We start from the raw sequence: 22,849 nt of genomic DNA, 5'->3' as shown, positions 1-22,849 counted from the left end.
TTATGCTTACTTTTGAACAACTAAAATACCCTATTGGCGATTTTGTATATGGCAGGGAATACACGCTTGCCGATACCAATGCTCATATAAAAGTAATGGAAGAACTTCCGGCCCGGTTAAAAGCGCTGACGGCCAAATTGAATGACGAAGAACTGGACACACCTTACAGGCAGGGTGGTTGGACTGTCCGCCAGGTGGTTCATCACATGGCCGAGAGCCATATCCATATGTTTACCCGTATTCGGTTTGCTTTAACTGAACAAAATCCTGCAATAAAAGGTTATGATGAAGGTGCATGGGCGCAATTACCAGACCATAGTTTACCCATTAAACCTTCATTACAAATTTTAGAAGGTGTACACCAGCGGATGGTCTATCTGTTCAGGAGCCTTGATGAAGTGTCTTTAAAGAAAACTTATTATCATGGTGGATACCAGAAGTCGTTTGAAATTCAGGAAGTTATCGCTTTATATGCCTGGCATTCTGAACACCATTACCAACACATTTTGCAAGCATTAGGAAAAAGATGATTGAAAATATTATAATCGGAGCGGTTTTTCTGGGCGCCCTGGCTTATTTGGGCAACATGGTCAGAAAACAATTTACAGCCAAAAATGGAGGTTGTGCCAAAGGATGCGGCACTTGTAATGTAGATTTTTCTAAATTACCTGAGGTTAAAGAGCAGTAATCTGGCTGCCCTTTAACCCACTGCGGAGTATCACTCCGCCGAACGTTCCACGGAGTGGCACTCCGTGTTACATCGGCGTAAAAGTAGCCTCATCAATTATTTTATGGGCATGTTCTTTGCCCAGATACTTATCTATCATACCATGTGCCAGGTATATCACTGGTGTCAGTAACACCGCCACTACAAATTTATAGATATAGTTATTCGTTCCGGTTGTAAATACCTCCGTTAAGGTCCAGTTATTAAAGACATAAAAAGCAATAAATACTACCACGTAACTATCAATCAACTGGGACACCAATGTGGAGCCCGTGGCTCTCAGCCAAATCATTTTGTTGTTTGTATAAGTACGCAACCAATGAAAAACAGTAGCATCAAGTATTTGCCCTACTAAAAATGCAATAATTGAACCCAGGATAATCCCCAGCCCCTGACGGAAAATAATTTTGTATGCATCATTAATATTCAGTGCATTGCCTGAAAAATCTTTGTTGTTATGGTTAACCCAGAACTGAGCCGGAGTAACAATAGTAGAAATATAAATGATTACAAAGGCGTAAGCAATAAGCATGGCCGTTAGGTAAGAGATTTTTCTCACCCCCTTTTTACCGAAATACTCATTGATAATATCAGAAGTAACAAATACAAAGGGCCAGTTAAGTACCCCCGCCGACATATTGAAGTCAAACTTTTGACCAAAGAGCGGTAGCTGCATGGGTGCAATACCCAAGGTTTGTTCAACAGAAAAGATTTTTGAACCTATTATTTCAGCTATAATGGCATTAGTTAGAAAAATGCCGCATAAAATAATATAAAGAGTCTGCTTCTTTGAAGCGATTGATTCAGTTGCCATTTAAGGTAATGAGTGAATGGGTGATTAAGCAAATTATTAATTGAGTGCCTTTACTCTATACCATAATTCGCATTGGGTCCGGTTTAGTTTCTTAATGACTTAAAATTAGTTGGAAATCTTATTTCATCAAATAACTGAATGATTTTCTTTGAATTGCCTTTTGAATCTGCTGCAAAAAAAATCCCGGCCAGATTCAATTCATGGCCGGGACAATTCAAAAGCTCTGAATCAAATCAGGCCTTCTTTTTCTTTTTTGTATTTGTGGCCGGCTCAGGAACAGCAGGAATTTTAGCTTTTATTTCGCTGATTCCCTTTTCAATACTGTCTTTAAAGAACGGATAAACGCCGTCACCGTTACCTAAAGTCTGTGCTTTAAGTGCAAAAACCAATGCTTCAGCAGGTTTACCTTGTTTGTCAAGAATCTGTGCTTTCACCCAGTTGTTGCGAAAATTTTCTTTCAGGGCCAATGATTTATCGACCATCGACAACGCGCTATTCAAATCAAGACCTTTTTGAAACATATACTCTGCCGCTTGCTGAAATGCCGCTGCTGCATCGTTGCTTTTAATGGCAATCGCTGCTTCCATGGCTTTTACATTATCAACACCAATAGCCAGAGTTACTTTGGTTTTTTCCCACGAAATATTCAGGTTGGCAGCATCGTCTTTCACATCAGAAAAATCAATAGTGAATGATTCTACCGCCGGTACTGCCTTCGGGGTGGCTGTTACACGCAATACATCGTTTGACTGACTATAATTTTGCTCTGTAACATTCAGGTCTTTGCTGAAAATAACTGTCCAGCTATTGGCATTTGGTATAGACATAATGGCATATTTACCGGCTTTCAGAATATTGCCTTGCACGGTTATATCTGCCGAGGTTTCAATTTTTGTAGCTGCATTAGCGCCTGTACGGTACACTTTATCGAAAGGAATTAACTTGCCGAATATCTCACGGCCTCTTAAGGCAGGGCGGGAATAATCAACCGAAATTTTTGTAGTACCAACAACCTGAGACACCGTAGCGGCCGGGCTTGGAGCAGGAGCAACCTGAGCAAAAGTATAAGTTGCTGACAATAAACAACTTGTAATAAAAGTCGTAATTTTTTTCATGTAATTGTGATGTTTCGTTGTTTTATTAAACTAATTTTCGATGCAAATTAACAATAAATTGAGGTATGCATCGAAAAAAATTGCTTGAATTGCTTCACAATCATACAGGAGCTGATGCCGGTGAATCGGCCATGAAAGAACAAATGACAGCATTTGTTCAAAACAATGATCAATGCTTTGACAGAGAGCTGCTTATCGGGCATGTAACGGGGTCAGCGTGGATTCTGGACGATTCAGGGCAGTTTGTATTATTGATGCATCATAGAAAACTGAACAAATGGTTTCAACCTGGCGGACATTGCGACGGTGATAATGACGTTCTACGCGTTGCCCTGAAAGAAGCACAAGAAGAAACCGGCCTGAATGCAATAAATGTAATAAGCAACGACATATTTGACATTGATATACACACTATACCCGAACGAAAAGGCATACCGGCACATTTGCATTATGACGTTCGATTTTTGTTCAGCGCCGATAAAACGCTACCTTTATTAGTAAACGAAGAATCAAACGGCCTGCAGTGGGTTGAACTTGCCAGCGTTGAAAGCCTGAATGATTCTGAATCAATGATGAGAATGGTACGAAAAACACTAAGGGCATTATGAAAGTAACAGGTTTTACCATAGTACGGAACGCTATTAAATATGATTACCCTGCCCTGGAAGCCATCACTTCGGTTTTACCCCTATGTGATGAATTTGTAGTTGCCGTCGGAAAATCAGAAGACGAGACCCTGTCGCTCATTCAATCCATAAAATCGGATAAAATAAAGATTATTGAAACCGAATGGGACGAAACCCTGAAAACTGGTGGACGTGTACTGGCAGTAGAAACCAATAAGGCAATTGATGCCATTAGTAAAGATACCACCTGGGCCTTTTATATTCAGTGCGACGAGGTAGTGCATGAGCAATACCATAATGCCATCAGGCTGGCTATGAAACAATATGCGGCTGATTTAGAAGTAGAAGGCTTACTATTTAAGTACACCCACTTTTATGGATCGTTTAATTATGTGGCCGACTCCAGAAAATGGTATAGAAACGAAATAAGGGTTTTCAGACATACAGGAAACGTGGTTTCTTACCGCGATGCCCAGGGTTTCAGAAAAACAGATAATACCAAGTTGTGTGTAAAACCTATTGATGCGCATATTTACCATTACGGCTGGGTGAGGCCCCCAAAGAAAATGGCCGAAAAAGTCAGGAGTTTCCATGCGCTTTGGCATACACCTGAAGAAATAGAGAAAATGCAACTGGCAGATACCGAATTCGATTATTCTAAAATTGATTCGTTAAGTGTATTTCATGGAACACACCCTCAAGTAATGCGTAGTAGAATTGAAAATGCCGACTGGAACTTTCATTTCAATGTAGCAGAAAAAAAGTACTCTTTAAAAAACAAGGTTTTGTTTTTCATTGAACGGCTGACAGGCTGGCGGATCGGCGAATATAAAAATTATAAGCTAATTTAATTTAAAATTCAGATGCGCCCTAAAAGTTAACTACCGCTGGCGCTATTCTTCAGCCGGATATTCGTCTAATTTCTTATGACCCTGGTAGAAAAATTAAGATTTTCTCCTTTTACTTTTAAAATATAATTGGCCTGCCAATAGTCTGATGGCAACGTTACATATCTTTGGTCAGTAACCATAGACCAGATAACCTTTCCGGTCATGTCTACAAGATTAAACTCAAAGTTTTTGCCGGCATTATCTTTCAGTATCCACACTTTTACGGCTCCTGTTTTTTCATTAAACGGATTTGGGAAAACGGCCACGTCTCTACCTTCTTTTTTTATAACCGCTTTCAGCTGTTCAAGTTCTGCCAGTTGCGCTGCTTTTTCAAAATTGGGTATTCCATAACCAAGTCTGTCGTCTGGTGATTCGTACTGACTGGCAGACCGTATCAGGAAATCGCGTATCTGCATATTGTTAAATTCAGGATAAGCCTGCCAGAAAGACGCTGCAAAACCAGCCAGCAATGGAGAAGCAAACGAAGTACCATTGCTATTTACAATAGTATTATTTGCCCCGCCTACCAATGTACTTTGCCCCATAGCGGCCAACTCAGGTTTTACCCGACCGTCGGCAGAAGGACCATAAGAACTAAAAGAAGCTATCACTCTTGAGGCAGATACCGCCCCCACTGCAATCACCGAATCAGCATCGGCAGGTGTGCCAATGTATTTCCAGCTATCGTTACCCTCGTTTCCGGCAGATGTAACTACCAAAATACCAGCCTGGGCTGCCCAATCTGCCGCCCGTGTTGCCAGGGCTCTGTCTCCGTTAAGATCTGTACGCTTGTAGTCTTGACTTGGGTCGTCAAAAGTAGTATATCCTAAAGAAGAATTAATAACATCTACCCCTACGCTATCGGCCATTTCAGCACCAAAAAGCCAGTTGGCCTCTTCGCGTCTGGTTTCAGATGCCGTATCTTCAGTCCGCAACAATAAATAAGAGGCTTTGTAGGCCGTACCAACTATTTTACCATCTTCATAGGCAGCCATACAAGACAATACGCGTGTGCCGTGGTTATCGTCTTCATAAACGCTTTTTTCATTGGCTACAAAGTCGTAGGTTCCAAGCACCCTGTTTTCGGCATATAAATCTTTAAAAAAAGTTAGATTATTCGCATTAAGAAATCCGGCATCCAGCACGCCTATCAGCATACCTTCACCTTTGAAACCTCGCTGATGCAGCTTATCTGCACCTAACATGGCTAACTGGGTTTGCGATAAGCTGTTGTCGGCTGTGCGCTCAGCAGCAAATTTATCTTTTTTGGTTTTAACGACGGCATCGGTATTCAAACGGGCATTGCGGATATCGCCAGCGCCCTCCAGACCCTTAACAAAAGAAAATTTCAGAATCTTATCTAATGTGGCGGTATTGGTTTCTATCAACGCTGCATTCAGCCAGCGGGATTTATACAAAACTTTTGCACCGGCTTTAGATAGTTCAGCCAGATAGGCCGTATTAGGTGGCAGGTCTCTTTCGGTGATGGCTATTTTCTGTTTGGCTCGTCTCTGTATTGAACGCTCTGAAAGAAACTCTTTTGGTTTGTTAACGGAATACGTAGAGTTAGCTTTGTCTTTAAAAACCACCAGATACTGGTTTTGTGCCAAAGCCGAAAACTGATAAATAAATACTGAAACGAATAGTAAAATCTTTCTCATTGAATATGCCGTTAATTATCCCAAATATAACGACCTGATAACTTATTTGTTACTACATCATAAAAAAAGTGCACCGGTTTATAAGAAACTGGCGCACTTTTAATCTCAACTATTCTGAATAACGGGTTAAATCCTCCAATTAAACAATAAAACGCAACTCTGAAAGCCTTATTGCTTGAAACTCTTCAGAATCCATCCTCCACCAACTACATCGTCTCCTTCATAGAAAACAGCGGCCTGGCCAGGTGCAATGCCATTCACAGGTTCATGAAACAAAACTTTCATTTTGTCGCCTTCCTGTATGATTTCAGCCGGCGAACCCTCGTGCTTGTAACGCACCTTGGTTATGGTTTCAAGCGGACGGTCAATCAGGTTTTCATATTTCTGCATTACCAGCTTGCCAACCATCATTCCGTCTTTTTCAAGGTCTTTTTCTTCTCCCAATACAACCTCGTTCGTATCTTTTCTGATTTCAGTAACAAAAACCGGTTTGCCAAGGGCAATACCCAGGCCCTTACGCTGCCCGATGGTATAAAAAGGATATCCTTCATGTTTACCAACCACCCGGCCATCCTGCATTACAAAGTTGCCACCCCTTACACTTTCTTCAAGGCCTTCAACTCTCCGCTTCAAAAAACCACGGTAGTCGTTATCTGGCACAAAACAAATTTCATAAGATTCAGATTTATTTACCAAATCAAAAAATCCCTTTTCGGTAGCCATTTCCCTGATTTCTGTTTTTTTAAGATGCCCCAGTGGAAGTTGGGTACGCGACAGGCTTTCCTGCGAAACACCCCAAAGCACATAACTCTGGTCTTTCCAGGTATCTACTCCCTTAGATATCACATACCGACTGTTTTCTTCTCTGATATTGGCATAGTGCCCGGTGGCTATAAACTCGCAATCAAGTTTATCGGCGCGGCGCAAAAGCGCATCCCATTTAATGTGTGTGTTACAAAGTACGCATGGGTTTGGGGTTCTGCCAGCCAGATACTCTCCGGTAAAATGGTCAATTACATAATCGCCAAACTCATTTCTGATATCAAGAATATAATGCGGAAAACCCAGACTAACAGCAATGTTACGGGCATCATTAATTGAATCAAGACTGCAACAACCTGTTTCTTTTTTTGTTCCGCCAGAAGAGGCGTAGTCCCAGGTTTTCATGGTCATACCAATGACCTCGTAACCTTGCTCATGTAGCAGTACTGCTGCCAGAGAGCTGTCGATGCCGCCACTCATGGCGACCAGAATTCGTCCGTGTTTACTCATGATAATAACAGTCGTAGATTCAAAGTCTACCGTTTTAGTTAATTAATCTGCAAAATTACTCAACAGAATTTGATTCTGAATAGTTCTGAACTAATTTTGAAGCCTGATTTTAATAGATTTCTGCAATGGCACTACAAACACTGGTTAAAGTAAGTAATATCACTAATTTATCTGATGCACGTTACTGTGCAGGTATGGGCGTTGAAATGATTGGCTTTGTGATGGATAAATTCTCTAATGATTACACCCCTCCTGAAAAATTGAAAGAGATTCAGTCGTGGGTTGCCGGTGTGCAAATTGTAGGTGAGACAGAAACTACCGACTATAATGAAGTTATTGCTTTGCTGCAAAACTATGAAATTGACCTGCTACAAATTGCCGACCCGGGCTTATTGCCACGAATTGCCGATGTCGGTAAACCTATTATACTGAAAGTTAAGGCCGAAAGTGCGTATCTGGAAGATTACCTGAAACTTTATGGCTCGTTTGTTGAGTATTTCCTGATAGAAGGTGAAGAATTTAGTGATTTCTTCTTGTTCCGTCTGAAAGAGTATGCACATGAACACCCTGTAATTCTGGGCTTTGGCATTGATGCCGACAAAATTCATGAATTGCTGGCAGATACATCTATAAAAGGCATTGCCCTGAAAGGCACCCACGAGATTAGGCCCGGTTATAAAGATTATGATGAACTAAGCGAAATTCTGGAATTATTGGAGATAGACTAACCACAGGTACATTTTCTACCAAACAATACCTAAAAGTCTGACTATCAGAATTTTATTTTTACTCTACTACTTTTTTCATTATATTTGTTAAAAGGCATCTACACATATTTATTGAAAAATTGAGAAATTCCGGACAATGTTTCGTGAAATCGTCCATCAATTTATCCCTTTGACATTAAAAATTTCCATTCATGTAGTTTGCTATACATAGTACCGTTTTTAGCCCATATCTTTGTTTCATCAATCACACAATAGTGGTTGAAAAACTAAACAACATAAACAAATAAAGAAAATGGAAAAGCGATTGTATAGAATTAAAAGTAGCAAAATGTTGGGTGGTGTAGCTGCCGGACTAGCTGAGTATTTTGATATTGATGTTACATTGGTACGGGTATTATTTGTGGTAGCATTCTTTGCTCCAATCCCGTCGGTTATCCCATACATTGTTCTATGGATGATAATGCCAACCAAGGAATCGATAATGAGAGATAACAACATCATCATAAATTCCTGAGAGACACAGAAAAGTTAACCGGGGGCAGATGAAAAACCTGCCCCACAAATATAAAAAAAATGGAAGGCAGACTTTATCGTATAACTCAAAACCAAAAATTGGGCGGGGTAGCTCAGGGTTTGGCAGAATATTTTAATACCGACGTTACACTTATTCGGGCTGTTTTTGTACTATTGTTTTTTACCCCGTTTCCAGCTGTATTGACTTACATTATTTTATGGGTTGTATTACCAGTAAAAGACCCTTATGTTTTTACAGCGCCAGCAAGTACCGGAACTATTAATTCAGAAACCTCAAATTATACAACTATGAGTAGTCGCAATCAAAACAATAATCTGGTAGGAGGAGCAATCCTCATCATTCTTGGGATTATTTTCTCATTTAATACCTTGTTTCACATAAACCTCTGGAGATACATTGGCCAGATGTGGCCACTTATTCTGGTTGGTTTAGGTGTATGGTTAATTGTCAGAGACCGTAAGGATGATAATTTTCCGAATTATCCAAAACAAGATTCAGATATTAACCTTTAATAACGCTCACTCCCTTACCCTTTCCCGCTATGGGCATCACCTAAAAAACGGGGAAGGGTTTTTATTACCCATCAGGTAAATAACAGGGCTCTAAACTCATAACACAATGGAACGAAAAAGCAGTAATATCTTTCTGGGTGCCATACTTATTGTGATAGGTATCCTGTTTTTGGGCACCAATCTTGACTGGTTCGAACTCAACTGGTCTTTTCGCCAGATTGCCCGCTTCTGGCCACTAATGCTGATTTTAGCCGGAGTCTTTGCTTTCCTGAATCGCAGTCGTACCGCTTTTAATGCCGCCTCTGCTTTGTTAATTGCCTTTGCTATACCTCTTGGCATTTTTACCTGTGTTGATGACGGCGTAAGCAATTTCAAAGACGAGTTTGATAACGACTGGCACGTAACTATTGACGATGATGATGATGACAACTATAACTCAGACAGTGACTCGTCAAGCAATGATGGATACAAAAACGACTACTCGGTTCCGATGGGAACAGACGTAATGGAAGCCAAATTGAAACTGGCGGGTGGTGCTGCAGAATTTGACCTGGAAGAAACAACATCCAATCTATTTGAAGCTAAAACCAACCTGAGTTACAAAACCGGATATACCCTTACCGAAGAGGTGAATAATGGTATAAAAACAGTTGAATTTGAGCAAAAAGGTAAAAAAGGAAAAGGCTTTAACCTGAATTTTGACAGCGATAAAAATTCAAACAATACTGTGCTGATTAAACTGAACAAAGCCCCTGTATGGGACATTGAAATGGGCATTGGCGCAGGTGAACTGGATTTTGATTTCAGTGATTACAAAGTTAAAAGACTAGACCTGAACACCGGAGCCACCGACATTGATGTTAAACTGGGCGATAAAGTTGATAACGTAGACGTAGACATTAATTCTGGTGTTACAAGCGTAAAAATCAGTGTTCCGCAGGGTGTAGGCTGCGAATTACACATGGACGGCGCGCTGAACTCTAAAGAACTGGATGGCTTTGAAAAAGTTAAAAGCGGGCTATGGAGAACACCGGGCTACGAAAGCACCTCTAAAAAAATAAAGATTGATGCAGATGCCGGTCTTTCTTCCATTAAAATAAACCGGTATTAATTTTAGCATAACTATTTAAATAAGCACACAGGTATTTGATACCTGTGTGCTTTTATTTTTAACTTTGCATAAAACACTATTCTGAATGAGAAAATACACCTTAGCTCTGATATTTGCCTTTCTGTCTGTTGTTTCTAATGCACAAAAGCTTTCTCCATACGCTTCTGTTAGTTTACTGACCATATCTCCGGGTGACGCCCTCTATTCAACTTTTGGTCATAGTGCCATCAGGGTTAAAGACCCAATGCAGGGTATAGATATTGTCTACAATTATGGGTCTTTTCAGTTTAGCACTGAAGGTTTCTACATTAAATTTCTGAGAGGTACTCTACCATATAAAATAAGCGCCGATTATTTTGATAACGAAATTTACGGCTGGAGCTACGAACGCCGCCTGGTAACCGAGCAGATGCTCAATTTATCAATAGAGCAGAAGCAGGCCACTTATGATTTTCTGTTAAATAATTTAAGGCCGGAAAACCGGGAATATGCCTATAAGTTTTTCTATGATAATTGTTCGAGCAGGCTGCGCGACGTGATGAAAAGTGTTTGCGGAGACAGCTTACAGTTTTCGGCTACTTTGCATAACGACAGCACCTACCGCCAGTGGATTGATAAATATGCCCGTAAAAACGAAAAACTATGGGCAGATTTTGGCATGGACCTGGCCATTGGGCTACCGGCTGACCAATTAACCGGGGCTTCAGGTGCTATGTTTTTGCCAGACAACCTCATGGATGCTTTTGATAAAGCCAGAATAAAAAGAAATGGCAACTGGCAACCGTTAGTATTGAGAAAATACGATTTAAACCCGGATATTTTTGATGGCAAAGTCATTGAAAAAGAAAAAATAACACCTAATATATTATTCTGGGGCTTGTTTGTATTGGTTGGCATAGGCACCTTTTTTCAGTTTAAAAAGAATAATAATACTTTTCTGTTCGATAAGGTGTTTTTTACCGCAACTGGTATTGCGGGTTGGATAATTGCTTTTCTGTGGTTCTTTACCAATCACGGCGTTACAGAATACAATCTTAATATTATTTGGGCTTTCCCGTTTCTTTTTCCAGTAGCCTTGTTTTTAAAGAAAGACAAATCGCCTGATTGGTTGGTCAAAAGCTTTCTGGTTTATGGCATTGTTCTGACTCTGCTCCTCATGAGCTGGGCATTTTTGCCACAGCAAATCAATTATTCATTAATACCAGTAGTATTGATTTTAGCCATACGTGCATTGTTTGTTTGGTGGCGATTAAAGAAATAATTGCCCACCAATAGATGTTAACTTTTACCGCCTGCCGTCGGTTAAATGGCACGCCCCTGTGTGGCTGGTTATCTTACCTATTGCATTGAATTACGGGTTAAAACTGGTTCATATATACAAAAACAGGAGCCGTATTTTTTACAATCGGCTCCCGTTTTTTTGTGTTTATAGCTGCTTACTTCTTTTCTGGCAGCAATACAAATTTGGCAAAATTATCGCCTATTAATTGCTTTGCGGCTTTTTTCACGCTTTCTACGGTTAACTTATCAATCAGTTCTTTGCTGTAACGGTTAATATAGTTCAGGTCTTCGCTGTTGAGGTATTGTTCGGTAAGGTAAGAGTCCCAGAAACCATTCTCTTTAACCTGCAATTCGGCTGAGCGTTTTTCCTCCGCTTTCACTTTCTCTATATCTACTGCTTCGGGGCCATTTGTTTTAATCTTCTGTATTTCATCCAGCGCTATTTTAACCAGCTTGTCAACATTGGCAGGGCTACAACCAAACGAAATGTTTAGGCTGTAGGTTGGGGTAGGTAGTTTTTCATAAGAAGCATCAATACTGGGCGAGTAAACACCACCGGCTTCTTCACGTAGTTTCTCTGTCAGTTTAATATCCAGTACCTCGGCAAGCGCATCCAGGTTCACCTGCAATTCTTCATTGAAATCAAAATCGCCGTAGAACTGCAGACTGACTGAGGCCTTCTCTTCCAGACCCTTGAAAACAGTTTTTTCTAATTTGCCTTTTACTTTATCAATATGCAGGTCTTTATATGTTTCCGAACGTTTGGTTGAAGGCAGCCCGCCAATGTATTTTTCCAATAAAGGCTTTATTTTATCAACCTCAAAACTACCGGTAAACACAAAGGTGAAATCGCTGAAGTCGCTGAAACGGTCTTTGTATATCTCGTACGCCCGGTCAAGATTTACTTTGTCTATATGCTCTGGTCTGATAGATGCCCTGCGAAAATTGTTCTGGTACAATACCGTATTAATGGTATCGTTAAAAACCTTCTCTGGCGTAAGTGTCTTCAATGAGTTGGCAATCAGTTCTTTTTGGTTTTTAAGAAAACTCTTCACCACTTCATCGTCACGGCGCGGTTGTACCAAATAAGCATACATTAACTGTAGCGCTGTTTCAAGGTCCTGAGGGCTTGTGCTGCCAGAAACCCCTTCTGTTAACTCGTTAATGTAAGGATACACATTTACCACTTTTCCGGCATGAAATTTATCAAGCTGGGTGTCAGACATTTTACCTACTCCTGCTTGTGACACCGCCATCGAGGCAAGTTCGGCTGAAAAATAATCAGCATCACTATAAAGTGAGGTTCCTCCTTTACTAACCCCCGAAAACAGAATCTGGTCGTTTTTAAAAGTTGTTGGTTTCAAAGCTACCTTTGCTCCGTTGCCAAATGTAAGTTCGGTAACCCCTACCCCATCTATTTTCTTTTCTGTTACTACCTTTGTGCCTGCAGGTATATTTTCAAGTAAAGACTTTGCCACTGCTTCATCTTCATAAGGTTTCAGATCAGGATTTTTTTCATTGATAAGCTCAAGAATTTTAGATTCTGATGGCAGTTTTTCCTTGTCACGTTCAGAGCCTATCACCACACCCAGACGGTTATCTTCTTTAAAAATCCGGTTTATCATAGCAGATATATCAGCTTGCGAAATGCCCTCCAGGTATTTTTTTGCAAACTCATATCTGAAATCGCTGCTAAGGTACGCAGCGCCTGTCAGGTAATTGACAACAAGTGGATTCACAAAATAGGCCGACTTCGTTTTGTCTTTTTCTTTGTAACTTTTTTCTACCGATGTCCAAATTTCTTTTTTGGCGCGTTCCATTTCACCTGCTGTAAACCCAAAACGTCTGATTCGCTCATGCTCATTCATAATTGCTTTTATGGCGGTTTCCATGCCATCAGCATTTTTAGGAACCGTAATAACCTGAAATACATCCAGCCCTGCCATAAACGGAGCATAGCCCATAATGGCAAATATAAACGGCGGATTGGGCTTTTTAGTGATTTCCTGAAGGCGGGTATTTACCATCTGGTTAAAAAGCATATCAACATAGGCATCACGTAAATCGGCTTGGGTACGAATCGTCTTTTTAGGAAAGCGAGTAAGCATCTGAAAAGCCGACTGTGGCATTTCTTTGTCTACAATCAGTTTGGTTTGCGTACCTTTGCTTGGCGCTACTTCATATTTTACTCTTTTCGGAGCATTTTTAGCTGTAGGTATATTCGCAAATTTTTCTTTAATCAGGTTTTCTATTTTTGAAGGGTCAAAATCGCCCACCACAACAACGGCCATTAAGTCAGGGCGGTACCAGTCATGATAGAACTTAACAATCTGTTCGGGTTTAAAGGTAGTAAGCACTTCTGTCTTTCCAATTGGCAGGCGGTCTGCGTATCTTGAGTTGTTCAACAACAAGGGCAATAATTGTTGTTGAATTCTACCCTGTGCGTTTTTCAGCCTGGCTCTTTCTTCTTCCAGCACAATACCTCTTTCTTTGTTAATTTCTGCGGTGTCAAGCGTTGCATAATGAGACCAGTCCGCCAATATCTGAAAGGCGCGCTCAAACAATCTGGCTGAATCTGTTGGCACCTGCAATTGGTATATGGTTTCATCAAAACTGGTAACTGCATTCAGGTCTGCACCGAATTTCATACCTGATTTCTGTAGAAAATCAACCAACAGATTTTTAGGAAACTCTTTTGTACCGTTGAAGTTCATGTGCTCCATGAAATGCGCCAGCCCACGTTGCTGGTCTGTTTCAAGAATAGAGCCTGCATTTATAACCAACCGAAGCTCCATTCTATTCCTGGGCTCACTGTTTTTCATTATGTAATACTTTAAACCGTTTTTCAGGGTTCCTGTTTTTACGGCAGGGTCATTCTGAATGGGTATATTCAGGTTCTGTGCAAAAGTTTGGGCCGTCAGCAGCAAAAACAAAAACAGATGCAGAATCTTCTTCATAAATAATATTTATTGAAATGGTTAATCGGGTACTGTAATACCGGTTATATACGTTTTTTAATTCATTGCAAGAGTAGTACTTTTTATTGGGTTCGCAAAATGTTTTTAAGCCCAAGCATACCCGTAAATTTTCATTGTAAAAACGCTATTAACCGCACTATATTTTAAAAGCCCGATGCTACGTTTGCATAATACGGTTTATAAATTGGCTGACAAAGCTGACGTGTTGTTTAGGTAATCGCAGGTCTTATAATCATAATTAGTATTTTCAAAACTTTTCAAATAGTTAAAGCGTTAGAAATATTAGCTACCTTATAACATGATACTATTAATATTTTAACTATGTCCGGCAGAAAATTTATTGGTCGCTTATTTTCTTATTTTATTCGTGGCCTGCTTTTCGTAGCTCCGCTTGGGTTTACTTTCTTTATATTGCTGGGCGCTTTTGATTTTGTAGATAACATTATCAGAATTCGTATCCCTACGGCCAATCCGAACGAAGACCTGTTTATTCCGGGGCTTGGCTCTTTGATTATTATTTTCGGAACTATGCTGATTGGTTTTATTTTTTCTGTGTTGCTTCCGCAGACACTTCAGAATATTATTGAAAACACCATCAGACATCTTCCTTTGGTAAGAATCTTTTATTTTGCATTTAAAGATTTAATATCGGCATTTGTAGGCGACAAACGAAAGTTTAATCAGGGTGCCATTGTGCTGATGAACAAAGATGCACGCATTTATAAAATTGGCTTTATTACGCAAAATGATTTAAGTAGTTTGGGCGTTAATGATTTAGTGGCTGTGTATTTTCCGCATAGCTATGCTTTTTCGGGGAATCTGGTATTGGTGCCCAGAGAAAACGTGCAGATGCTTGATTTACCCAGTGCAGAAATTATGAAACTGATTGTTTCGGGAGGGGTGTCTGTTAACGACAAAATGTGAGTCGACGGCTTTCTTTATTCCTGAATTTTAAATCTATACTCTATATTTGCTTTATATTATTAGCTGATACAATTGTATGCCAAAACTAAAAAAATTACTTTGCTTGTTATTGCTGTGCCTTAGTACTGCTGCCATTGCGCAGGAGATTCACCATCAGGACGCCAAATCGGTAGAAGAACTTTTATATAAAAAAGACCCTGCACAGGCCAGAAGCCTGTTCTCTAAAGACAAATATCTGGTGCTTGAAAAAGTAAGATCGGGCAAACGTAAAAAGTTCTATAAAGGAGATGTGTTCAGGTTTACAACGAAAGACAATATCAGCTACGAAGATGATTTATTCAGCATCTCAGATTCTTCTTTTGTAATCACGACTTTCAATGAAGTAATGAACCGATATGAATACGTAGAAATAAAACTGAGCGAAGTAAAAAGCATTTACAAGTATCCTAAAAAGCGCATTAACTTTGGCATAGCCAATTTTTCGCCTTTTGCTTACCTGCTTATTGAATGGGCGGCATGGGGTGTAGACCCCATAACTAACCCTAAGTTGCCTCTGGCGGCAGGCCTTACGGCTGTATCTCCGTTATTTACCATATTACAGAATAGCTTAAGAAGCAAAAAGCTAACCGAAAACTACCGACTACGGGTATTTCAGAGCTTTTAAATTGAGGTATGTACTGGCAAATGAATGATTTGCGAATAGATTGCTTTGTTGTCTGCAATCTGGAATCGCTGCTTGCTCAATCATTCATTAATTAATTTCAGGTTTTTACTCCAATTTCTGATTGTATCTGTCATAGCTTCAAACTCTATCAGAAAGCCATCATGACCATATAAAGATTCTATAACAGTATAAGAGGCCTCCGGAATACAACGCGCAATAAACTCTTGCTCTTCCGGCGGAAAAAGCACGTCAGACGATATACCAATCACCAGTGTTTTTGATTGTATTGTTGCCAGCACTTCTTCAACTTTACCGCGCCCTCTGCCTATATCATGCGAATCAAACATCTTGGAGAGTGTCCAGTAAGAAAACGCATTAAAACGTTTGCCTAGCTTTTCGCCCTGATAATTCTGGTAGGTATTGGCACGGAAAAAGTCAACCTGCCCTTCATCTCTCGACTGCGTACGGTTATAGGTAGCATAATTGCGGTAAGATAACAAAGCAATTGAACGCGCCACTTTCATGCCGTTCATGCCGGCTTTAGGGTTACGTTCTGTCCAGGTTGGGTCTGCCGAGATTGCCATTCTTTGCGACTCGTTAAAGGCTATACCCCAAGGCGAATGAATGGCATTGGTTGAAAACAAAATCAGGTTTTCTATCAGTTCTGGCTGCATAATGGCCCACTCCAAAGCCTGCTGCCCCCCTAACGAACCACCCAGTACGGTATTGATTTTATAAATGCCCAGATGCTGGCGGAGCAGGTCTAATGACCGCACTACGTCACGGATGGTAATAAACGGGAAATCATGAAAATAAGGCTCGCCTGTTACCGGGTTTTTGCTGAGTGCATTAGTAGACCCATAATGAGACCCCAGAATATTGGCACAAACAATAAAATGTTCGGAAGGATTATACAATCGTTTTTCGCCTATCAGGCCATTCCACCAATCGGTTGGGTTGGCATTGCCCGTAAAAGCATGGCATACCCAAATGACATTATCCATTGCGGCATTCAGTTTGCCAAAGGTGGTATATGCCAGTTGGAACTCAGGCAGCCACTGGCCTGACTCAAGTTTAAAAGGTTCTTCGTAGCGAAATATCTGTTGGTTCTCCATTTTTTTATACAAAATCTTCAACCTGATTTCTGACATACAGAAACTCAGCGTACATAAAAAAAGCCTACCTTACGGCAGTACGGCAAACAAAACCAATTTTAAAACGATTTGTCTATGATTGGTTTATAAGCCCGAATGGTTGGTTGAACCTTCCGGTAGGTTTTGGCACCTTATCGCAAGTAGCGGGACAGGTTGCCCGAGGTTCTCAGAGCCTATTCTCTCCTCTCGTCTGTATAAATCAATCCATGAGCTACAAGAAAGTATCTTTTGAATTGATGTTGCAAATATCTTACTTGAATTGTTAGAAAACAAGATTTTGAATTCTTTTTTAAAATACAACCATCAAAAAGCCATTTGGCACTTAAAACAGGCCTGGCCATACGGATTGATTTAAAGCAAAAAAAATGGCCTTTCCAAATAAAAAGGCCATCCTGATAATTAAATTAAGTTTTAAGATTACTTTATTTTCGGTGTATAACTGTGGGCGCTGACTGCGCTTTGGCATACAGCACTATGTCGGCAATTGTAACCCTGGCCGGGGTATTTACGGCATATAAAATGGCGTCGGCCACATCTTCGGGCTGTATGGGTTCAAAGCCTTCATATACCTTTTCGGCACGTGCTGTGTCTCCTTTGAATCTCACTAAAGAAAACTCTGTTTCTACTGCCCCGGGGGCAATATTGGTTATCTTTATGCCATGCTGGGTAAGGTCTAATCTCATACCCTCACTGAGGGCTTCAACAGCTGCTTTTGAAGCGCAATAAACCGCGCCGTTGGCATAGGTGTACTTACCCGCTACAGAGCTAAGATTAATAATATGACCTGCCTGGCGCTCTACCATGCCGGGGATAATTGCCCTGGAAACATATAAAAGCCCCTGAACATTGCCGTCTATCATCGCATCCCAATCGTCCGTATCGCCATCCTGAATGGGCGACAACCCATGTGCATTACCGGCATTATTAACCAGAATATCAATTGCCCGCCATTCGTCTGGCAATGAATTTATGGCATTAACCACCTCTACTTTATTGCTTACATCAAACTTTAAAGTGGTTACGTTTACTTTGGCAGAAAGGTAATCTTTCAGACTGTCTAAACGCTCCTGCCGGCGCCCACAAATAATTAAATCAATGCCGCTATTAGCAAAAGCAATAGCTGTGGCTTTACCAATGCCAGAAGTTGCGCCGGTTATTAATGCAATACGAGCCATTTTGTTGTCTGTGCTTAATTAATAGTCGTTATCAATATTTTTTTCATCAGCCGGGCTGGTAAGCGTGGTGGTAGGCATTGCCAGCTCTAACTGGTGTTTATCAAGTATGCTCATAATACCGAGGTTGATGTCTTCACGGATACGCTTGCTTTCCCAGTAATCGGCAGTTGCCGCCATAAACACAACCAATACATTTATTGAGTACTCACCAATGGTGTCTAGCTTCACATGAGCCCCGGTACTTATGTTTTCATGATTATCGAGCAGGCTTTGTACATCTTCCATCACTTTTTTTACCTCATGAATGGGTGTATCCAGCTGCAACCTCACAAAAAACTTGTGTCTTCGCTCCATTCGCTGCGATATATTATTTAAAGACTGCGACACAAGCATCTGGTTGGGTACCACCACCAGGCTGCCATCCACATTTCTGATACGGGTGCTTCTGAAACCCACTTTCTCTATCTTGCCAACCATGTTGCCCAGCTCAATGTCGTCTCCCACTATAAAGGGTTGTTCGGTAAACAAAGTAAAAGAGGCAAATAGGTTTTGTAAAGTTGCCTGCGCAGCCAGTGCCAAAGCCACACCACCAATACCTAAACCAGTAATAAGACTTACCACATCTTGTTTAAAAACAAAACCCAGCAGCATAAAAAAAGAAACGAAAGAAATAACTACGATGATGATGTCTCTGAAAAAAGGCACCAGTTGTACATCTTTTTTTGATTCTGTTTCTTCTGCCCGTTTTAAATACACCAAAGCAAAGAATCTGACAAGCCTGATAAGAATCCAGGTAATGGCTACCACAAAAAGGGTATCAAGCACACGGTCAAAAAAATCAGAAACCCGCATTTTACCTAATGGAATTATCCGCCATTTGCGCGGGAAGATAATCTCATTAAAAGCAGCGTAAATTATCAGCAATGATAAAAGAAACTCTGTGGGGCTTCTGAGCAGGTCAACAAATTGCGTTGCCGGAATACTCCTGGTCTCTCTTTTCATAACCCTGTAAAAGAGTCTGGTTAAATTAACCGAAAGAATTTTCTTAAAAAGAAACCCGATAATTAGTATACCTAAAAACCATAGCCAGTTTTCGAATGTATTATAAAAGAATGTGGTTTTTAGCATTTTTTCCATCTCTGTTACTTTTTATCAACCGTAAGGTTCTATTTTAGTTTGCTGATGTCTGTATTTACAAAGTCAAGTACTCTTCTTTCCACCCAGGTTTCGTTAGAATTGGGTAACATAAAGCCTACGTGCCCTCCAAAATGCAGTATCTGTAAATATAGGTGCGGGTTTTCGGCGGCATCGCCCAGGTTAAGACACTCCGGCGACAAAAATGGGTCGTTTTGCGCCTGAATAATCAAAGTGGGTCTGGTAATGTTTTTTAGGTAAGGCTTGGCTCCTGCCTGATTATAAAAATCATGCGCATCTTTAAAGCCGTAAAGCCTGGCAGTATACCGGTTATCGAAGTCTTCAAAGTTTTTTATTTTCTCGTATCCTTCATGATTAAGCAAATCATTACCCGGGTGCTGCGTTGCTTTCAGTTTTATTTTTTTACCCAGTTTGTTTATAAACCGCTTCATATAAAACTGGCGGCCGGGTTTGTATAACTCGTAAACAGAGGTAAACAAATCTAATGGTACCGACACCGCTATGCCGCATTTTATCTGCTCTGGCAGCGCTTCTGGTTTATCGCCCATTAAACGGAGTGTCATGCTGCCGCCCATGCTGAAACCCACCAGCACTACCTCTTCATACTGGTGCTTTTTAATGGCATACTCTACCACAAAACGTATATCGTCTACATCGCCATGATGATAAAACCTTGGCAGGCGATTCATTTCTCCACTACAACTACGGCAATTCCAACCCAGGCCGTCATACCCGGCACTGTTAAATTTCTTTATCATTCCGGTTACATAATGGCGGGTGGAGTCTCCCTCAAGGCCATGCGTAACAATAATCAGTTTTTTGCCGGGCTTAGGTCCCGCAAAAGACCAGTCCAGATCAAGAAAGTCTGTATCATCCAGTTCTACCCTTTCTCTCTGGTATTGCACTGCAACTTTTCTGAAAACACTTGGATAAATGGTCTGAATATGGGCATTGAACTGCCATCTGGGAGGACGATACTCGGTATTAACTGGTAAAACTGGCATAACCCGTCACAATTAATTTGTTAAGCGTACTAAATAAACTATAAAGCAATGTGCCTTACACATCAGGAATTAAATCCATTTTTTCTTTTTGAAAAAGAAAAGAAACAGCAGTGATGAACAAACCATCAGAAACACCGCTATCCAGAAACCATACTTATATTCAGAAGAAGGTATAACCTGATAATTCATACCAAATATGCCTGCAATAAGCGTAGGTGGTAAAAAGGCTATGGTAACTACCGTAAAAATCTTGATAATTTCGTTCTGCTCAAGGTTAATCAAACCCATGAAGGTATCCTGCAAATACTCTAAACGCTCAAAATTGAAAGTGGTGTATTCAAGTAGTGAGGTAATATCTTTCAACACAATTCGGAGCCGCTCTTTGCGGTCTTCTGGGAAATACGCACTGCGGAGTATCTGAGAAAGCACCCTTTGCTTATCTATGATACTTTCGCGGATGAGCATCGTGTTCTCCTGCAGGTTATTGATTTTAAGCAATGATGCCTGTTTCGGCTTCTTTTCTCTGCTTAGGGCCTTACTGATATTCTTTACCTCTTTGGTCATGTTCTCCAAAAGGTCAGCGTCAGATTCAATACGGGTTTCAAGCAGCAGCAAAAGAATATCTACGCCGTCTTTAAAAACTTCTTCGCCCAGCTTAATTTTTTTTACGGTATCGGCAAAAGTTCTGGAATCGCCATGGCGATAAGTAAACAAAACGTTGTCGCGGATAAGAAACGATACCGGATAAAAATGATAGCCGTCGTGGTCTGCTTTTAAAAAGTTAGAGTTGGCATTAATTGTATTATTCTGTTCAAAGTAGCGGGCGCTGCTTTCAATTTCTACTATTTCCTGCGGTGTCTGAAAACTGATGTCACTTTTGGCCTCAATCCATTCCTCTTCGTCCTGAGACGCCGACTGCAAGTCAACCCACATTACGTTTTTAAGATGCGCCATCTCACGCACATCTGTTTCTTTCTTTACCTGCTTACCCTCTTTATAATAAATACGTACCATAAGCCAAAGATTTTTTAGCCTGAAATCAATTCCTCTATCACTTCAGGAAAATGCCTGTGCTCAAGCACCTGAACTTTCGCAGCTATATCGTCAGGCGAATCGCTCGCTGCCAGTTCACATTTTGCCTGAAAAATAATTTTTCCCTCGTCATACTTTTCATTCACAAAATGAATAGTAATGCCCGACTCGGTATCTTTGTTGGCATGCACCGCTTCATGCACATAATGCCCCCACATACCTTTACCACCATATTTCGGCAAAAGCGCCGGATGAATATTGATAATTTTATCAGGAAAAGCGCTGATTAAACTGACAGGTACCAACCATAAAAAGCCCGCCAGAATAACCCAGTCAATCTCCTGTTTTTTTAATATTTCTACTACCCTGTCTGTATGCGAAAATGATTTTTTATCAAAAACCACTACCGGCACACCAAGCCTGCGGCCTCTTTCAATAACACCTGCCTGCGGATTATTGGTAAGTAATAAGTCTATGCTAACGGCCTCATTATTGGCAAAGTAGTTTATGATTTTTTCAGCATTACTACCAGAACCCGAGGCTAAAATGGCAAGTCGTTTCATTTTTCAAAAATAATTTCCAACGCTTTGAAGCACCTTTCTACCAGCTTTCAGAAATTAAAAAAAAAAGACCGGGTCTGCTTCAAATCAGAATGCGAATCACGGTATTTTTTTTTAAAGATTTGCATTTTCAGCCAGAAAAAAGCAACCCGCAGATTATAATTGCACTTAGATTTTCTTTTAAATTTTAAGATATTAACCATTAAGCCTTAAAAATAAAAATCTCCGACATTTATAATGCAGGAGACCCTAAAATTACTTTTTATATCACCACCCAAAGCGCCTGAATCATAGCCGCCCTTTATAGAGTTCGTCCTGCCATTTTTTTAGTTCGTCCCATTTCCCATCTCGTGCCAGCGAAGACTGGTCGGCCCAGGTAGTAGGGTCATGTATATGAAACCGGCTACCTGCTTTGTCAAGAATCTCTTTCATTTTGCTAACCGGCGTATCAGCCAATTGAGCAAATGTATAAATACCTGCCTTATTGAAAAGTTCTTCAATTTTAGGCCCAATGCCTTCAACAATTTTCAGGTCGTCTTTTACTGGCGGGGGCAATGCAACATTTGCTACACTGGTGCCTGCAAAGCCAGCCGTCTGGCCGGTAGTAGCACCCGAATCAACTGATACCGATATTCTGGTTTTACGGCAGGCGTCTAACTCTCCTTCCAGAAATTTTATTCTATTCAATAACTCTGTAGTTTTTGACTTCCACTTACCAAGCTCCCTGTTCATAAACCACCACAAAAACCCTGTTAGCAAAAACCATATTATTAAAACTTCCAGTGGGAAATCAGTAAAAATTGTGCGTAGATTTTCCATGGTCTCAATTTCTTTTAATTGTTGTATACATTAATATTTGGTTAGGTTAGAAATTAATATTCATGCCGTTTATAAACCCTTATTTTATTGATTTGGGCCGTTGTAACCCCGA

General features: G+C 40.5%; 23 protein-coding genes and 1 riboswitch. Of the genes, 11 read left to right on the top strand and 12 right to left on the bottom strand.

The genetic code is table 11. The features are described from left to right. The first annotated feature begins 2 nt into the window (after positions 1-2). On the top strand, positions 3-530 hold the full coding sequence (locus NZ848_RS06840) for a YfiT family bacillithiol transferase (RefSeq protein WP_259014893.1): 528 nt from the start codon (positions 3-5) through the stop codon (positions 528-530). Further along, on the top strand, positions 527-688 hold the full coding sequence (locus NZ848_RS06835; protein WP_259014892.1) for a FeoB-associated Cys-rich membrane protein: 162 nt from the start codon (positions 527-529) through the stop codon (positions 686-688). Before NZ848_RS06840 ends, NZ848_RS06835 begins: the two co-directional genes overlap by 4 nt. Before the next feature lie 67 nt (positions 689-755). Here the strand turns inward: NZ848_RS06835 and NZ848_RS06830 are convergent, their stop codons facing one another. Then, the gene (locus NZ848_RS06830) at positions 756-1,541 is read right to left on the bottom strand and encodes a queuosine precursor transporter (protein ID WP_101727840.1); all 786 of its coding nucleotides are present in this window, start codon (positions 1,539-1,541) and stop codon (positions 756-758) included. Between the two features lie 233 nt (positions 1,542-1,774). Further along, a complete protein-coding gene (locus NZ848_RS06825) occupies positions 1,775-2,656 on the bottom strand; it encodes a DUF2911 domain-containing protein (RefSeq protein WP_259014891.1) in 882 nt (293 codons plus the stop codon). Positions 2,657-2,721: 65 nt separating this feature from the next. On the opposite strand from NZ848_RS06825, the gene NZ848_RS06820 reads away from it, so the two are divergent. Together NZ848_RS06820 and NZ848_RS06815 are read left to right on the top strand one after the other, a co-directional pair. After that, positions 2,722-3,264, top strand: coding sequence for an NUDIX hydrolase (locus NZ848_RS06820; protein ID WP_259014890.1), 543 nt, complete (start codon positions 2,722-2,724; stop codon positions 3,262-3,264). Continuing rightward, a complete protein-coding gene (locus tag NZ848_RS06815) occupies positions 3,261-4,133 on the top strand; it encodes a glycosyltransferase family 2 protein (RefSeq protein WP_259014889.1) in 873 nt (290 codons plus the stop codon). The genes NZ848_RS06820 and NZ848_RS06815 overlap by 4 nt, the downstream gene beginning before the upstream one ends. A 65-nt stretch (positions 4,134-4,198) precedes the next feature. Here NZ848_RS06815 and NZ848_RS06810 read toward each other — a convergent pair whose 3' ends face one another. Both NZ848_RS06810 and mnmA read right to left on the bottom strand, forming a co-directional pair. Next, a complete protein-coding gene (locus tag NZ848_RS06810) occupies positions 4,199-5,833 on the bottom strand; it encodes a S8 family serine peptidase (RefSeq protein WP_259014888.1) in 1,635 nt (544 codons plus the stop codon). A 168-nt stretch (positions 5,834-6,001) separates the two neighbouring features. Continuing rightward, on the bottom strand, positions 6,002-7,105 hold the full coding sequence (gene mnmA / locus NZ848_RS06805; protein ID WP_259014887.1) for a tRNA 2-thiouridine(34) synthase MnmA: 1,104 nt from the start codon (positions 7,103-7,105) through the stop codon (positions 6,002-6,004). A gap of 125 nt (positions 7,106-7,230) precedes the next feature. Between mnmA and NZ848_RS06800 the strand changes: the two genes are divergently transcribed. The 5 genes from NZ848_RS06800 to NZ848_RS06780 all read left to right on the top strand — a co-directional run bounded on the left by NZ848_RS06800 (position 7,231) and on the right by NZ848_RS06780 (position 11,252). Then, entirely contained in the window at positions 7,231-7,833 is a 603-nt protein-coding gene (locus tag NZ848_RS06800; RefSeq protein ID WP_259014886.1) for an N-(5'-phosphoribosyl)anthranilate isomerase, read from the top strand. A gap of 292 nt (positions 7,834-8,125) precedes the next feature. Then, a complete protein-coding gene (locus tag NZ848_RS06795; protein ID WP_101727847.1) occupies positions 8,126-8,347 on the top strand; it encodes a PspC domain-containing protein in 222 nt (73 codons plus the stop codon). Between the two features lie 59 nt (positions 8,348-8,406). Continuing rightward, entirely contained in the window at positions 8,407-8,880 is a 474-nt protein-coding gene (locus NZ848_RS06790) for a PspC domain-containing protein (RefSeq protein WP_253534772.1), read from the top strand. A 106-nt stretch (positions 8,881-8,986) separates the two neighbouring features. Continuing rightward, positions 8,987-9,991 (top strand): LiaI-LiaF-like domain-containing protein, encoded by a 1,005-nt coding sequence (locus NZ848_RS06785; RefSeq protein ID WP_253534770.1) that lies wholly within the window; start codon positions 8,987-8,989, stop codon positions 9,989-9,991. 85 nt (positions 9,992-10,076) lie between these two features. Further along, the gene (locus NZ848_RS06780) at positions 10,077-11,252 is read left to right on the top strand and encodes a DUF4105 domain-containing protein (RefSeq protein WP_259014885.1); all 1,176 of its coding nucleotides are present in this window, start codon (positions 10,077-10,079) and stop codon (positions 11,250-11,252) included. Positions 11,253-11,427: 175 nt separating this feature from the next. On the opposite strand, the gene NZ848_RS06775 is transcribed toward NZ848_RS06780, so the two are convergent. Beyond that, positions 11,428-14,229, bottom strand: a complete 2,802-nt coding sequence (locus NZ848_RS06775) for a M16 family metallopeptidase (RefSeq protein ID WP_259014884.1) — start codon at positions 14,227-14,229, stop codon at positions 11,428-11,430. A 342-nt stretch (positions 14,230-14,571) separates the two neighbouring features. Here NZ848_RS06775 and NZ848_RS06770 point away from each other — a divergent pair, with 342 nt between their 5' ends. Then, on the top strand, positions 14,572-15,174 hold the full coding sequence (locus NZ848_RS06770) for a DUF502 domain-containing protein (protein WP_101727852.1): 603 nt from the start codon (positions 14,572-14,574) through the stop codon (positions 15,172-15,174). A 76-nt stretch (positions 15,175-15,250) separates the two neighbouring features. After that, positions 15,251-15,838, top strand: coding sequence for a hypothetical protein (locus tag NZ848_RS06765; protein ID WP_259014883.1), 588 nt, complete (start codon positions 15,251-15,253; stop codon positions 15,836-15,838). Between the two features lie 80 nt (positions 15,839-15,918). Here NZ848_RS06765 and NZ848_RS06760 read toward each other — a convergent pair whose 3' ends face one another. From NZ848_RS06760 to NZ848_RS06730, 7 genes are all read right to left on the bottom strand, one after another. Further along, the gene (locus NZ848_RS06760) at positions 15,919-16,953 is read right to left on the bottom strand and encodes a homoserine O-acetyltransferase family protein (RefSeq protein ID WP_259014882.1); all 1,035 of its coding nucleotides are present in this window, start codon (positions 16,951-16,953) and stop codon (positions 15,919-15,921) included. Positions 16,954-17,073: 120 nt separating this feature from the next. Next, a riboswitch (SAM riboswitch) is annotated at positions 17,074-17,193 on the bottom strand. 221 nt (positions 17,194-17,414) lie between these two features. Further along, a complete protein-coding gene (locus NZ848_RS06755; protein ID WP_259014881.1) occupies positions 17,415-18,167 on the bottom strand; it encodes an SDR family NAD(P)-dependent oxidoreductase in 753 nt (250 codons plus the stop codon). An 18-nt stretch (positions 18,168-18,185) separates the two neighbouring features. Beyond that, positions 18,186-19,304: a mechanosensitive ion channel family protein gene (locus tag NZ848_RS06750; RefSeq protein WP_259014880.1), complete on the bottom strand. Its 1,119-nt coding sequence runs from the start codon at positions 19,302-19,304 to the stop codon at positions 18,186-18,188. A 29-nt stretch (positions 19,305-19,333) separates the two neighbouring features. Further along, a complete protein-coding gene (locus NZ848_RS06745; RefSeq protein ID WP_253534756.1) occupies positions 19,334-20,326 on the bottom strand; it encodes a YheT family hydrolase in 993 nt (330 codons plus the stop codon). 69 nt (positions 20,327-20,395) lie between these two features. Beyond that, complete coding sequence (corA, locus tag NZ848_RS06740) at positions 20,396-21,340, bottom strand: magnesium/cobalt transporter CorA (RefSeq protein WP_253534754.1); 945 nt, start codon at positions 21,338-21,340, stop codon at positions 20,396-20,398. A 14-nt stretch (positions 21,341-21,354) separates the two neighbouring features. Continuing rightward, a complete protein-coding gene (gene purN, locus NZ848_RS06735; protein ID WP_259014879.1) occupies positions 21,355-21,921 on the bottom strand; it encodes a phosphoribosylglycinamide formyltransferase in 567 nt (188 codons plus the stop codon). A gap of 285 nt (positions 21,922-22,206) precedes the next feature. Beyond that, positions 22,207-22,737: a hypothetical protein gene (locus tag NZ848_RS06730; RefSeq protein WP_259014878.1), complete on the bottom strand. Its 531-nt coding sequence runs from the start codon at positions 22,735-22,737 to the stop codon at positions 22,207-22,209. Positions 22,738-22,849 lie beyond the last annotated feature (112 nt).

Origin of the sequence: Emticicia fluvialis (assembly GCF_024793945.1) — a bacterium.
GTDB classification, from domain to species: domain Bacteria; phylum Bacteroidota; class Bacteroidia; order Cytophagales; family Spirosomataceae; genus Emticicia; species Emticicia fluvialis.
The sequence above is the reverse complement of the archived record's forward strand: the minus strand, read 5'-3'. Positions and strand labels throughout refer to the sequence as shown.